Raw genomic sequence first — 14100 nt, forward strand, 5'->3', positions numbered from 1 at the left:
GCCGAGGACACCCGGCGGCTGCGCCGCCTCGCCGCCGACCTCGGGGTGGAGATCACCGGCCGGGTGCTGGCGCACCACGAGCACAACGAGCGGGCGAGCGTGAACGGCCTGCTCGACGAACTGCGCGCCGGACGGGACGTCCTCGTCATCACCGACGCCGGCATGCCGGGCGTGTCGGACCCGGGGTACCGGCTCGTCCGCGCCGCCGTCGCCGAGGGGGTCCCGGTGACCGTGCTGCCCGGCCCGTCCGCCGTGACAACCGCGCTGGTGGTCTCCGGCCTGCCCACCGACCGGTTCTGCTTCGAGGGCTTCCCGCCGCGCAAGCAGGGCGAGCGCGCCCGCCACCTGGCCGCCCTCGCGGACGAGCGGCGCACGATGGTCTTCTTCGAGTCGCCGCGCCGCCTCGCCGACAGCCTCGCCGCGATGGCCGGGGCGTTCGGCCCGGACCGTCCGGCCGCCGTGTGCCGCGAGCTGACCAAGACCTACGAGGAGGTCCGCCGCGGCTCGCTCGCCGAACTGGCGAAATGGGCCGCGGACGGCGTCCTCGGCGAGATCTCCGTCGTCGTCGGCGGCGCGCCCGAACGCGAGGGGCTGTCCGACCCGGCCGACCTCCGGACCGCCGTCGCCGAGCGAGTGGAGCAGACCGGAATCCCCCGCAAGCAGGCGATCGCGGAGATCGCCAAGGAGAACGGCCTGCCCAAGCGCGTCGTGTACGACGCGGTCGTCACCGCCCGCGAATAGTCACCACGGCCGGAACGGTCCGACGGCTAGAATTGTGGGTAATAAACACCTCGGGCTCCGGATCGGGAAAAGGATGGAACCCGCCTGAAAAGCGTTCACCGAGGGGGTGGGGGCCGTGCACGACGCATGGTCGAACCACGAGGTCTGGGTGTACGAGTGCCAGAACTGCGGCCGGACCTGGGACGAGGAGTTCGAGGTCCGGCACGTCGCGGACGGGCACGGCGGTGAGGCGGTCGCCTACGAGCACGACGGCCACTCCTGCACCACACCCTGGACCGACCACATGTGTCCCGACTGCCAGCGGGCCCGCGTCCGGGCCTGGCCGGCCCCGTGGCGGCGCCACCGCGCCGTCCCCCCGACCCGCCGGGGAGACGATCTCGAACTGGTCTTCCGGCTCCGCCGCCTGCACGCGTATTGATGGGAGCCTCCGGCTCCGGGGGGCTCGCCTGGCGGCTCGTCCCCCGGACCGGATGCTCTGCGAGTGCGGCATCGCTTCGCGATCAACCGCGTGGGGGCTCGCCTTCGGCGTTGCCCCCGCGCGGTTGGTAGCGCACTCGCGCCGGTTGCGGTTGTTGCGGGGTTCCCGCTTGGGGGCTTCTGCTTGTGGATCGCCGTCGCGCTCGCTGCATTTCCGGGTTAGGTTTTCGCCCGGTTATTTTTTCGTTTGCTTGATTTTGCGTTGCGCTAATGTCGTTCTCAGGTCGCGGCCTGGGCGGGCTTCTTCTTGCGGCGGGGGAGTAGGCGGGCGTATTTCGCTCTCGCCTCTGCCGTGAAGGCCATGCCCGCCGCCAGGGCGGCCAGGGGGACGGCCGGGAGGACGTAGCGGTAGTCGAACTCCGCCGTGGCGGCCGGGGCCAGCAGCAGGCCGATCGCCAGGACCCAGGGGAGCAGCGCGGGGCCGCCGAAGCGGCGCCAGAACGGGACCATGCCGCCGAGGCCCACCAGCAGCAGCACGCCCAGGAGCGTGCCGCGCAGGTAGAAGTGGTCCTGGTAGACGCGGACGACGTCGGCGAACGGGTGGGTCAGGCGGGTGCTCGCCGAGCCGTGCTCGTAGGCGTTGGCCTCCTCGACGGCGGTCGCGCCGCTGCCCATCGGCCAGGTCGGCAGCGCGCGGGCCTTGGTGCCGAACTCGTACTGCGCGTAGGTGGCCCGGTCGGGGAAGACCGTCCGCTTCCAGGCGAAGACGCGGAAGAAGTCGTGCGCGACGGTCCGCGCGTAGTCGCCCGGCTGGGCCATGATCACGCGCTTGGCGTAGTCGTTGCCGAGGCGGTTCTTCTCCGGGTCCCAGCGGGTGCCGGTGTAGCGGTTGAGGGGGGACGCGGCGTTCCAGATGCCGTCCTGCGAGTTCGGCAGGCGGGTGCCGTTCTTCTCGGTGCAGAGGATCATCTCCTCCACCGGCAGGTTCTTGATCTTGTGGCAGTCGGCGAACTTGTACACCCGGGCGAACAGGAAGAACCCGTTGCTCTCGGTGATCGCGAACTTGCCCTCCTCGGCCTGGTACCAGCCCATGTACGCCACGACCGGCAGCGCGCAGGCGACCACCGTGGCGGCCAGCACCCGCCAGTTCATCCACCGGATGACCATGTAGCCGAGCACGCCGAGCAGGACGGGCAGGCCGACCGAGCGGGTCAGCCAGGACACCCCGATGACCAGGCCGATCACCGCCGCGACCCGCCACGACGGGCGGTCGTTCCAGAGCAGCAGCGTCACCGCGGCCACGGTGAGGAAGGTGAACTGGACGTCCGACAGCACCAGCTGCTCCAGCTGGATCTGGTAGGCGTCCAGCAGCACCGGGGCGGCGGCGAGCGCCGCGCCCCAGCCGGGCAGCGAGAACCGCCGCCGCAGCAGCGCGTAGACCATCACGCCCATGCCGAGGCCCATGAGGTGCTGGATGCCCACGACCAGGGCGAAGCTGTGGAACGGCTTGAGGATCCACAGGAAGAAGGAGTAGCCGTCCGGCCGGAGCTGGTGCGGGTACACGCGCATCGCGACGTGCAGGTAGTCGAAGCTGTCGTTGAAGAACATCGCCGGCCGGTAGCCGACCATCGCGATGCCGCGCAGCAGCGCCGCCGTGACCAGGATCACAGTGAAGAAAGGGTTTCGGCGAACCCACGCGCGGATAAAAGAGGTCGCGCCGCGCAGCCGGTCACCGAGGGAGACGCGCTGGTCACCGGCCGGGGCGCCCGCCTTGGCGGTCTCCTTCTCGGCGGCGTCGATGACCGCCTGGATGTCGGTCGCGGTGACGTCCTGCCCGGTGCCCGCCGCGGGCGCGTCGCCGGCGGCCCCGGCCGCCGTCGCCGGACCCTGCGACTCCCCGTCCACCGGGGGTTTCGCCATCGCGGCGCCTCCTGCCTTCGCTTCCGGGCCGGACCCGGCGGATCCCCGCTCTCCCGCCTGCGTCACAGCGGCCCCACCCCTCCCGGGCCGAGGTGCCCGTATGCTTGTGCCCCCAGAGTGCCGCCGGCGGCCGCGGCGGAGAGGGCCTTCGAGTTGCCAGGCAACACGATACGGGCGCTCTTGGACCTTGCGGCCCGCATCATCCGTCTCCGGTGGGCATCATGAACTATGACGGGCCGATCCGCGGAACAAGTCGAGAGTAGTTGAAAGTGCCGCAGACGGTCACCAGGGGTAATGAAGGAGATCGCGTGGAACTCTCCGTAGTGATGCCATGTCTGAACGAGGCAGAGACGCTCGAGACCTGCATTCGCAAGACGCTGGCGTTCTTCGACGAGCAGGGCATCGATGGCGAGGTCGTCATCGCGGACAACGGCAGCACCGACGGCAGCCAGCAGATCGCCCGCGAGGCCGGCGCCCGCGTGGTCCCGGTGGCCGACAAGGGCTACGGCAACGCCCTGATGGGCGGCATCCGCGCGGCGCGCGGCAAGTACGTGGCGATGGGCGACGCCGACGACTCCTACGACTTCGCGACCCTCGGCCCGTTCCTGGAGGACCTGCGCGACGGCGCCGACCTGGTGATGGGCAACCGGTTCCAGGGCGGGATCGCCGAGGGCGCGATGCCGCCGCTGCACCGCTACCTGGGCAACCCGGTGCTGAGCTTCGTCGGCCGGCTGTTCTTCGGCAGCAAGATCGGTGACTTCCACTGCGGGCTGCGCGCCTTCAACCGCGAGTCGATCCTGCGCCTCGGCCTGCAGACCGGCGGCATGGAGTTCGCGAGCGAGATGGTCGTGAAGGCCACCCTCGCCAAGCTCGACATCCGCGAGCGGCCGACCACGCTCTCGCAGGACGGCCGGTCCCGTCCGCCGCACCTGAACACCTGGCGGGACGGCTGGCGGCACCTGCGCTTCCTCATGCTCTACAGCCCGCGCTGGCTGTTCCTGATCCCGGGCCTGGTCTTCATGACCCTCGGCCTGGTCGCCGGGATCGCCCTGTCCACCGGCCCGGTCCGGATCGGCGACATCGCGTTCGACGTCGACACCCTGGTGGGCGCGGGCGCGGCGATGGTGATCGGCTTCCAGGCGGTGATCTTCGCCATCCTCACCAAGGTGTACGCGGCGCAGGAGGGCTTCCTGCCGACCGACACCCGGGTGCGCAAGCTGACCTCCTGGCTGAGCATGGAGAAGGGCCTGGTGATCGGCGGTCTGCTGGCGGTCGGCGGCCTGGCCGGCCTGGTCGCCTCGGTCATGCACTGGCGGGTCAACAACTTCGGCGAGCTCGACCCCCGGCACTCGCTGCGCATCGTGGTGCCGTCCGCGACCGCCCTGGTGATGAGCTTCCAGACGATCTTCGGCGCGATGTTCGTGTCCATCCTCGGCATCCGCCGCCGCCAGCACCCGCCGCTGGTGGACGCCGCCGACGAGGCCGCGGGCGTCGTGGACGCCGCCGTGGAGAAGGTCGCCGGCGAGCGCCTGGCCGCCGAGCGGAACGCCGGCAAGGACGCGGACGAGGCCGCCGGCACGGTGTCCGGCGAGCCGGCCGAGAAGGTCGCCGTCGGCGCGAAGGCCGCCCAGGTCGAGGGCGACGAGAACGGCAAGGCCGAGGGCGGGACCGTGGCCGCTGAGAAGAAGGCCCCCGCGAAGAAGACCGGCACGAAGAAGTCGGGCGGGAAGAAGGCGGGCTCGTAGCGGGTCCGCACCCGTTCGCAGACCGCCTCACCGCGCCGCACCACCCCGCCCGGCCCCTCGACGCCGAGCGATCTCCCACCCCCGGACGAGCCCCGAGCACACCGCTCGGGGCTCGTCCGCGTCCAGGGGTTCCAGGGACGGGAGGGGCTGCGGAGAGGTGTGGGTCCGCCGGGGGGGTGACGGGCGGATGACCTGCGGGTGGCCGAACGTCGCTTATGCCGAGAAGTTGCTGAGTGTTTCCTGGCCGAAGACGTCGCATTCGCGGCGTTGTGGCAGCCTGAGAAGGCAATGGATCAAGCGTTTGCGACCGTCCGCGCCCGGCCGCGGGTCCCATGCTGACCGACCCCGTCCCGGTCGCCGGCGGCATCAGGCAGGCCGGACGGCCGGAGGCGCCGGCGGCGTCCCCGGGCGCGGGCGGCGCGCTGTCGGCGGGCCGGCGGCGCTGGGGGCTGCTGCTCCTGGCGGGCTGGGCCGTCCAGGTCGCGATCCGGCTGGCGTTCGCGTCCGGCCAGACGATGCCGGTCGCCACCCCGGACGAGACGGGCTACCTGTTCGCGGCGCGGGTCCTCACCGGGGGGCCGCCCGCCGACATGTCCTTCGGCACGGTCTACCGGGGCGGGTACCCGGTGCTGCTCATGCCCGTGTTCGGGTTCGTGCACGACCCGGAGACGGCCTACCGGCTCTCCCTGGCGGTGAACGCGCTGCTCGGGGCCCTGGTGCTGCCCCTGGCCTTCGTGCTGCTCCGGCGGTTCGGGCTCACGCGCGGGCGCGCCTTCCTCTTCGCGAACGTCGTCGCGCTGCTGCCCGCCACCGTCTTCTACAGCGAGTTCGTGCTGACCGACGCCATCCTGCCCGTGGTGGTGCTGGGCTGGCTGCTGCTCACGCACACGTGGCTCACCAGTGCGAGTCCGCGCGTCCAGACGGCGGCTGCCGTGGGGGGCTCGCTGCTGGCGGGGTACGCGTGCGCCATGCACTCGCGCGGGGCCGTGATCATCGCCGTCCACGCCGTGCTGCTCATGGCGGTGGCGGTGTGGCGGTGGCGGCCGTTCGGGCAGACGGCCCTCGCGGCGGTGGCGCTGGGCGCGATCTTCCTCGCCGGGACGAGGCTGAACGTCCACATCTTCCATGTGCTCTACCCGATGGGCGACAACGACCTCGGGGGCAACCTGCGCCGGCGGCTGACCAGCGCGGCGGGGCTCAACTGGACGTTCTCGCTGGCCGTCGGGCAGCTCTGGTACCTGGTCGTCGGGACGGGCGGGCTCGCCGGGATCGGGTTGTTCGGCTGCGGCTCCCTGGCGTTCCGGCGGCGGATCGACCCGCGGGTGCGGGCGCTGGCCCTGGCCGTTCTGGCGTCCATCGCGGGGATCGCGCTCGCCACGTCCGCGGCGCTGCCCGACGAGATCCGCGTCGGCAACTACGTGTACGGCCGCTACCTGGCCTGCTTCGCGCCGCTGCTGGTCGCGGCCGGGATCGCCGTGCTGATCCGGGCGTCCCGGCGGACCCTGGCGTTCGCAGTGGGCGGGACGGCCGCGTTCGCCGCCGCGTCCGGGGCGGCCGTGTACTGGTACGCGGGCGACCGCCTGGCCAGGTACGTCTTCACGCCGTTCGACTTCCCCGAGGCGTCCTTCCTGACCCAGGACTGGCACCGGTTCCACCTGTGGCGGGCCACGGTCGCGGGCCTGGTGCTGCTCGGGCTCGCCGTCCTGGTGGTGTGGGCGCTGCGCGGCCGGAAGGCCATGGTCGTGCTGGCCGGCACGCTCGCGGCCGTCCAGCTCGGCATGACCGGGACGGCCACGGCCGAGATCGCCCGCCCGCTGGTCCGCCAGTTCACCCCGGTCGCCCGGCTGGACGGCGTCGCCCGGCCGCACGAGCGGGTCGCGGTGGACTGGCAGGTGCCGTGGAAGCTCCGGCTGCCGATGATCTACGACGTCTGGTGGCGCGGGACGGTCGAGTTCGACGGGAACCGGTTCCCGCCGCCGACGGACCGCGCCGACCTGATCGTCCTGAACTGGAGCGGGATCAACCCGCCGGAGCAGTCGTGGCGGCACGGCGTCCCGCCGAAGGGCTGGCACATCGTGACGACCCGGAGCGGCGACGAGGGCGGCTGGGTCGCCTGGCGCCGCGACTGACCAACCGCTCCGGGGGTTCCTCTCGAAGTGACCTCAACCCTGCGCGCGAACGCGTGACCTGCCCGGTGGAGCGAAGCCGAAGGCGAGCGCAACCGGGCAGATCGCGAAGCGATGCCGCGTTCGTCCAGACCCGGTCACGTAGCGAGCCGCTAGGCGAGCGCAGTGGGCCGGGACTGCGATCAACACAGCGAGCCGCTAGGCGAGCGCAGTGGGCCGGGGCTTAATGCAGATCGGAGCGGTCCGGCGGGGTGGTGACCGGTGGGGTCTGGCCGAGCGTGGACGGGTGGTCCCAGATCTGGAGCAGGCCGTCCGATGACCGCCAGAGCCGCCGCCATCCCTTCTCGCCCGTGGGCGCCCAGCCGCCGAGGATCTGCGACTCCTGGCCGCGCCAGCGCGTCCACAGGACGGGCGCGCTGAACGCCTCGACCGGCAGGCTGTAGTGGTCGTGCGGCCAGGACTCGATCCGCCCGTCCCACGTCCGGTTCCCCCACGGGTCGCGGACGTAGAAGGTGAGCGTCTGCGCGAGCCGCCGGTCGGAGTAGATCGTCGTGATGTCGTTCCGGCCGCGCAGCCAGGTCCGCAGCTCGTTCCAGGCGGTGTCGCGCGGCAGGTCCGGGACGGCGCGGACGCACACGACCACGTAGGACACGGTCAGAGCGGCGGCGACGAGTGCGGCGGGCGTCCTGAGCCGGAGCCTGGAACGGTCCGGAACGCGCCGCCAGAGCAGCCCGACCGCGCCGAAGCCGCCTCCCAGGATCGCCGGGAGGACGGCGTCCCAGTAGCGGGGCAGCCAGGCGCGCAGCGAGATCGACTTCGGGTCGATGACCCCGGACAGCAGGGTGATCGGGACGGCGAGGGCCAGGAACCAGACGAGTGCGAGCAGCAGCCGCCGGTCCCGGGTGACCAGCCAGCCGGCGACGGCGAGCGCGACCGCCGCGATGAACACCGAGCCGAGCGCGTTCCAGTCGTGGATGGCGCGGGTGAACGACTCGGCGGCGAGCCGCCGCGTCACGTGGTCGCGGGAGAGACCCCCGTGTTCGGCCGCCGAGATCAGCCCGGCGAGCGGGTTGCCCCAGACGATCTGGTTGTGCACGAGGTCGGCCACGAAGATCACGGCCATCGGGACCCCGACCGTGACGTTGCGCCGCCACGGGATCCGCAGCAGGACCAGGAAGACCGGGATCGCCACGAACATGAACGCCACGAACTCGCGGCTGAGGAACGCCAGGCCGTAGCAGGCGCCGGCGGCCACCAGCCAGCGGGTCTGGCCGCGCCCGGTCCGGCGGGACGAGGTGACGAGCGCCGCCATCCCGAGGGAGAACAGGCCCGCGCCGGGCATGTCCGGCAGCATGACGCCGGTGGACCAGCCGAGCTCGTGCCCGAACGGGTTGGTCATCGTGAACAGCGGGTTCACCAGGATGACCAGCACGGACGCCAGCCCTGCCAGGTTCCCGAACAGCGACCGGACGGCGAGGAAGCAGCCGGTGAGGAACAGCGCGACGCCGGCCGCCGTGACCGTGAAGTAGGCGATCTGGCCGGGCCCGAGGACCTCCTGCGCCAGCCGCGCGGGCAGCACCAGGCCGATCCGCGTCACCTGGTGCGGGACCTCGGAGAACGGCCACTGCTCCAGCGGGACGTGCGGCCAGTCGCGGGCGGCGAGCCACACGTAGTACGGGTCGAAGTACAGCGGCGGCACCATCAGGACGTACTGGAGCCCCACCCCGCAGGCCGCGACCAGGGCGGTCAGGCCCAGCACGAGCCGGTGCCGCCGGAGCCAGCGCCGCGCGCCCGCCCGGGGCCCGCCGGCCGGAGTGCCAGAGACGGCCGTGCGGGCCGTTTCCGCGTGTGTCAAAACCGTTCCCGCTCCCACGTCCGCGCACGTCATCGGCCAGTTCCGCAGGGTATCCGGACGGCCTGGGGTGCGGTGCGCGACGGTGCCGAACGCTCAGTGATCTTTCAGCAACCGTCCCGTGTCCGCGGGGGCGCGGTCGGAACCGGTCGTCCACAGGCGTGATATCGGTTCGGACGGGACGGGCGCGCCCTCTACCCTTGAACCATGTCCTCGTCGAGCCGACACATCCTCACCGCGCCCGCCTGGCCGTACGCCAACGGGCCCCGCCACCTCGGGCACGTCTCCGGATTCGCGCTGCCCGCCGACATGTTCAGCCGCTACCAGCGGATGGCGGGCAACCAGGTGCTCATGGTGAGCGGCACCGACGAGCACGGCACGCCGATCCAGGTCCAGGCCGACAAGGAGGGCGTGAGCGCCCGCGGGCTGGCCGACCGCTACAACCTCGCCATCGCCGAGGACCTGCGCGGCCTCGGCATGAGCTACGACCTGTTCACCCGGACGACCACCCGCAACCACTACGCGGTCGTCCAGGAGATCTTCAAGGGCCTGTACGACAACGGGTACATCTTCCCCAAGACCACGATGGGCGCGATCTCGCCGTCCACCGGCCGCACGCTGCCCGACCGCTACATCGAGGGCACCTGCCCGATCTGCGGCTACGACGGCGCGCGCGGCGACCAGTGCGACAACTGCGGCAACCAGCTCGACCCGATCGACCTGATCAACCCGGTGTCGCGGATCAACGGCGAGACCCCGAAGTTCGTGGAGACCGAGCACTTCATGCTCGACCTCCCGGCCTTCACCGAGGTCCTCGGCCGGTACCTGAAGGGCAAGCAGGGCCAGTGGCGGCCGAACGTGCTGAAGTTCGCCCTCAACCTGCTCGACGACCTGCAGCCGCGCGCGATCTCCCGCGACCTCGACTGGGGCGTGCCGATCCCGCTGGACGGCTGGCGCGAGAACCCGGCCAAGAAGCTGTACGTCTGGTTCGACGCCGTCGTCGGCTACTTCTCCGCCTCGGTGGAGTGGGCCCGCCGCTCCGGCGACCCCGAGGCCTGGCGCGCCTGGTGGCAGGACCCGGACGCCCTGTCCTACTACTTCATGGGCAAGGACAACATCGTCTTCCACGCCGAGATCTGGCCGGCGATGCTGATGGGCTACAACGGCCAGGGCGACAAGGGCGGCACGGCCGGGTCGCTCGGCGCGCTGAACGTGCCGACCGAGGTCGTGTCGTCGGAGTTCCTGACGATGGAGGGCCGCAAGTTCTCCTCGTCCCGCCAGGTCGTCATCTACGTGAAGGACTTCCTGGAGCGGTACGACGTCGACGCGCTGCGGTACTACATCGCGGTCGCCGGCCCGGAGAACAACGACACCGACTTCACCTGGTCGGGGTTCGTCCGCCGCAACAACGACGAGCTGGTCGCGGCCTGGGGCAACCTGGTCAACCGGTCGGTGAACATGGCCGCCAAGAACTACGGCGCGATCCCCGAGCCGGGCGAGCTGACCGACACCGACCGGGCGCTGCTCGCGCGCAGCCGCGAGGCGTTCGGCAGGGTCGGCGCCGAGCTCGACCGGTCCCGGTTCAAGAACGGCATCACCGAGGCGCTGGACGTCGTCCGCGACGCCAACCGGTACCTGTCCGACCAGGCCCCCTGGAAGCTGAAGGACGACCCGGCCCGCGTCCAGTCGATCCTGCACACCGCGCTGCAGGTGGTCGACGACGCCAAGTCGCTGCTCACCCCGTTCCTGCCGTCCTCGTCCCAGAAGGTGCACGAGATGCTCGGCGGCGAGGGCGTGTGGGCCGCGCAGCCGCGGCTGGAGACCGTCTCGGAGGAGGGCGGCCCCGACTACCCGATCCTGACCGGCGACTACACCGTCGAGAAGGCCGTCTGGGAGTCGCGCCCGATCACCCCGGGCGTGCCGCTGACCAAGCCGACCCCGCTGTTCAAGAAGCTGGACGACTCGGTCGTCGAGGAGGAGCTGGCCCGGCTGGAGGGCGAGTGAGCGGCGCGGCGGGCGGCGACGGCGAGCAGAGCGGCGACGGCCAGGCCGCCCGCCCGTTCCCGCCGCTGCCGGGCCGGCTGCCGGTGGACGTCTTCGACAGCCACTGCCACCTCGACCTGGTCGGGCTGCCCGTCGAGGAGCAGCTCGCGTCCGCGAAGGCGGCGGGCATCGCCCGGATCGTCACGATCGGGGTCGACCTGCCGTCCTCGCGGCTGTGCGCCGACACCGCCGCGGAGTTCGACGACGTGTACGCGGGCGTGGCGATCCACCCCAACGACACGACCGGCATCACCGACGCCGTCCTGGACGACATCGCCGAGCTGGCGCGGGCGCCGAAGGTCCGCGCGATCGGCGAGACCGGCCTCGACTACTACCGCGACTGGGCCCCGAAGGACGACCAGCACCGCTCGTTCCGCGCGCACATCGAGATCGCCAAGCGCAGCGGCAAGGCGCTGGTGATCCACGACCGCGACGCGCACGACGACGTGCTGCGCATCCTGGCCGAGGAGGGCGCGCCGGAGCACACGGTGTTCCACTGCTTCTCCGGCGACGCCGCGATGGCCGAGGTCTGCGCCGAGCGCGGCTACGTGATGAGCTTCGCGGGCAACATCACCTTCAAGAACGCCCAGCCGCTCCGCGACGCCCTGGCCGTCGCCCCGCTCGACCTGATCCTGGTCGAGACGGACGCGCCGTTCCTCACCCCCGTCCCGAACCGCGGCAAGCCGAACGCGTCCTACCTGATCCCGCACACGGTCCGCTTCATGGCCGACTACAAGGGAGTCCGCCTGGACGACCTGTGCCGCGCCATCGCCGCCAACGGCGAACGGGTCTTCGGCCCCTGGTAACCCGCGACCCCGTCACCCCGGAGCCCGACGCCCGGCGACCGCCTCACGGCCGCCGGGCCGCATTCCGTGGCCTACGCCGTGGTGCGCGGTCTGAGAGTTGTGCGCGCTGGGCCAGCGCCTCTGCGAGGGGCGCCACAGCGCGGCGGCATCCTTCTTCCGGCGGTCCCGGATGAGCAGGAGGAGGACGCCGAGGCAGGCGGCGAGCGCCGGCGCGACCGCGTAGAGGTTCACCGCGACAGGTGATCGCAGCGCGCGCATGGGGCTCCTCAGGACGTCCGGCGCCGGACGAGGGTCAAGGCTGCGCATCGGCGGTCCCGGACGATGGCGTGTCGGGGGTGAGGCGGCGGTGGTCGACGGGTGGATTCGCTGGTTTCGGTCTGGTTCGCGCAGCGGATATTCCGGACTGGTGGTGGCGTCTGGGGCGGCGGTGGCGCTAGGTTCTCGCCCATCGGGACGACACCCCCAAGACCGTGCCGGACGCCCCCTCGGAGCCGTCCGGGTGCGGCGCCCCCCGAACGACCGTCCCGCCCCCGGAGGAGATCCTCGTGCGCCCTCACCCGAGTCTCGTCGTGCCCTTGGCCGCCGTCGCCCTGCTCGCCGCCGCGTGCGGAGGCGGGGGAGGCGGAGCCAAGGCCGCCCCGCCGTCCGGGAAGGCGGACCCGGCCGGGGACAACGCCGCGTCGCCCTCCGGGCCGCCGCCGAAGAAGGTCGTGATCCTGGTCGACACGGCCCGCACCGAGGTGATGACGACCGGGCAGACCGTCCAGCAGGTGCTGGACCAGGCGCACATCGCGCTGGGCAAGTACGACCTGGTCAAGCCGGTGAAGACGGCCGCGCCCGCGGACACGATCAAGGTCACGCGGCTGCTGTCGAAGCCGCAGACCCGGACGGTGAAGACCGATCCGCCGACGGTGAAGAAGAAGATGTCCTCGCTGCCGCCGTTCAGCCAGAAGGAGCTGCGGAAGGGGCGGCCGGAGATCAGGGTCGTGCAGACCGCGTGGGTGAAGCGGCACGGCAAGAAGGTCAAGGCCGTGATCTTCCAGCGGCTGACGCAGAAGGCCGTCCCGCGGATCCTCGGCGTCGGGCCGCAGAGCGCGGCGGGCGGGGACGTCGCCAGGCTGAACTGGGCGGGGCTGGCCAAGTGCGAGTCCGGCGGCAACCCGCGCGCGGTCAATCCGGCCGGGTACTACGGCCTCTACCAGTTCTCGATCCCGTCCTGGGCGTCGGTGGGCGGGTCGGGCAAGCCGAGCGACGCCCCGGCCGCCGAGCAGACCTACCGCGCGCAGCTGCTCTACAAGCGCGTCGGCGGGCGCTGGCAGGGGCAGTGGCCGAACTGCGGGCGCTTCCTGTTCTCCTGAGACCCGGAGCACTCCCGGGCACCTGGAACACTTGAGGACGTGGGGGACTCTCAGGGACTGCTCGGCCCGGCCGAGATCCGCGAACTGGCCGGCGCGCTCGGCATCCGCCCGACCAAGACGCTCGGGCAGAACTTCGTCATCGACGCCAACACCGTCCGGCGGATCGTCCGGGCGGCGGAGCTCGCGCCGGACGACGTCGCGCTGGAGGTCGGCCCGGGCCTCGGCTCGCTGACGCTGGCGCTGCTGCCGCAGGTCCGGCGGGTGGTGGCGGTCGAGATCGACGCGGCGCTCGCCCGCGCGCTGCCGATCACCGTCGGCGCGCGCGAGCCGGAGCTCGCGGACCGGCTGGAGGTCGTCCACGCGGACGCGTTGAAGATCACACAACTGCCGGGTCCGGCGCCGACCGCGCTGGTCGCGAACCTGCCCTACAACGTGGCCGTCCCGGTCGTGCTGAACCTGCTGGAGCGGCTGCCCTCCCTGGAGAAGGCGCTGGTCATGGTGCAGGCGGAGGTCGCCGACCGGATGACCGCCGCCCCCGGCGGCAAGATCTACGGCGTGCCGTCGGTGAAGCTGGCCTGGTACGGCGACGCGCGCCGGGCCGGTCCGGTCGGCCGCGCCGTCTTCTGGCCCGCCCCGAACGTGGACTCGGGCCTGGTCGCCTTCACCCGGAGCGATCCGCCGCCGACCACCGCCACGCGCGCGGAGGTGTTCGCCGTGGTGGACGCCGCGTTCGCGCAGCGCCGCAAGACGCTGCGGGCCGCGCTGGCGGGCTGGGCGGGCTCGGCCGCCGCCGCCGAGGAGGCCCTGCGCGCCGCCGGCGTCGACCCGAAGACCCGGGGCGAGCAGCTCGACGTGGCCGCGTTCGCCCGCATCGCCCAGTATCGTCCTTTGGGCGAGATCCGCGGCCGGGGCCGGCCGGCGGGACCGGAAGAGGCGGAGGACCATGCTGAGCGCGCGGGTGACGGGGGCCTACCGGGCGGCGCGGGCACGTGACCGCGTCCTGACGGGGACGGCGGTGGCGGCGGTGATCGTCGGTCACAGAAACGACAGATAGGGCCCCTTAGCCCCGCGCCCGGTGGTGGGCGGTGGGTC

Annotated in this window: 11 protein-coding genes; 8 read left to right on the plus strand and 3 right to left on the minus strand. The window is 72.1% G+C overall.

Annotated elements, in window-relative coordinates; genetic code table 11:
- Both rsmI and AB0J52_RS09485 read left to right on the plus strand, forming a co-directional pair.
- Positions 1-741, plus strand: a 741-nt coding sequence (rsmI, locus tag AB0J52_RS09480) for a 16S rRNA (cytidine(1402)-2'-O)-methyltransferase (protein WP_500181113.1), incomplete at its 5' end; no start/stop codon positions are given.
- Positions 742-856: 115 nt separating this feature from the next.
- Complete coding sequence (locus tag AB0J52_RS09485; RefSeq protein ID WP_500181114.1) at positions 857-1159, plus strand: hypothetical protein; 303 nt, start codon at positions 857-859, stop codon at positions 1157-1159.
- A 278-nt stretch (positions 1160-1437) separates the two neighbouring features.
- Here AB0J52_RS09485 and AB0J52_RS09490 read toward each other — a convergent pair whose 3' ends face one another.
- On the minus strand, positions 1438-3078 hold the full coding sequence (locus tag AB0J52_RS09490) for a hypothetical protein (protein ID WP_500181115.1): 1641 nt from the start codon (positions 3076-3078) through the stop codon (positions 1438-1440).
- A 308-nt stretch (positions 3079-3386) separates the two neighbouring features.
- On the opposite strand from AB0J52_RS09490, the gene AB0J52_RS09495 reads away from it, so the two are divergent.
- Entirely contained in the window at positions 3387-4823 is a 1437-nt protein-coding gene (locus tag AB0J52_RS09495; RefSeq protein ID WP_500181116.1) for a glycosyltransferase family 2 protein, read from the plus strand.
- Between the two features lie 332 nt (positions 4824-5155).
- Positions 5156-6952: a glycosyltransferase family protein gene (locus AB0J52_RS09500; protein WP_500181117.1), complete on the plus strand. Its 1797-nt coding sequence runs from the start codon at positions 5156-5158 to the stop codon at positions 6950-6952.
- Positions 6953-7172: 220 nt separating this feature from the next.
- Here AB0J52_RS09500 and AB0J52_RS09505 read toward each other — a convergent pair whose 3' ends face one another.
- The gene (locus AB0J52_RS09505) at positions 7173-8708 is read right to left on the minus strand and encodes an ArnT family glycosyltransferase (protein ID WP_500181118.1); all 1536 of its coding nucleotides are present in this window, start codon (positions 8706-8708) and stop codon (positions 7173-7175) included.
- Positions 8709-9008: 300 nt separating this feature from the next.
- On the opposite strand from AB0J52_RS09505, the gene metG reads away from it, so the two are divergent.
- Together metG and AB0J52_RS09515 are read left to right on the plus strand one after the other, a co-directional pair.
- The gene (metG, locus tag AB0J52_RS09510) at positions 9009-10805 is read left to right on the plus strand and encodes a methionine--tRNA ligase (protein WP_500181119.1); all 1797 of its coding nucleotides are present in this window, start codon (positions 9009-9011) and stop codon (positions 10803-10805) included.
- Positions 10802-11650, plus strand: coding sequence for a TatD family hydrolase (locus tag AB0J52_RS09515; RefSeq protein WP_500181120.1), 849 nt, complete (start codon positions 10802-10804; stop codon positions 11648-11650). Before metG ends, AB0J52_RS09515 begins: the two co-directional genes overlap by 4 nt.
- 12 nt (positions 11651-11662) lie before the next feature.
- On the opposite strand, the gene AB0J52_RS09520 is transcribed toward AB0J52_RS09515, so the two are convergent.
- A complete protein-coding gene (locus AB0J52_RS09520) occupies positions 11663-11908 on the minus strand; it encodes a hypothetical protein (RefSeq protein WP_500181121.1) in 246 nt (81 codons plus the stop codon).
- A 287-nt stretch (positions 11909-12195) separates the two neighbouring features.
- Between AB0J52_RS09520 and AB0J52_RS09525 the strand changes: the two genes are divergently transcribed.
- Positions 12196-13008 carry a resuscitation-promoting factor gene (locus tag AB0J52_RS09525; protein ID WP_500181122.1) on the plus strand — a complete coding sequence of 271 codons (813 nt, stop codon included), beginning with the start codon at positions 12196-12198 and terminating at the stop codon, positions 13006-13008.
- A 39-nt stretch (positions 13009-13047) separates the two neighbouring features.
- Entirely contained in the window at positions 13048-14001 is a 954-nt protein-coding gene (rsmA, locus tag AB0J52_RS09530) for a 16S rRNA (adenine(1518)-N(6)/adenine(1519)-N(6))-dimethyltransferase RsmA (RefSeq protein WP_500181123.1), read from the plus strand.
- Positions 14002-14100: the final 99 nt, after the last annotated feature.

This window comes from Spirillospora sp. NPDC049652 (genome assembly GCF_040675125.1).
Classification (GTDB): Bacteria; Actinomycetota; Actinomycetes; order Streptosporangiales; family Streptosporangiaceae; genus Spirillospora.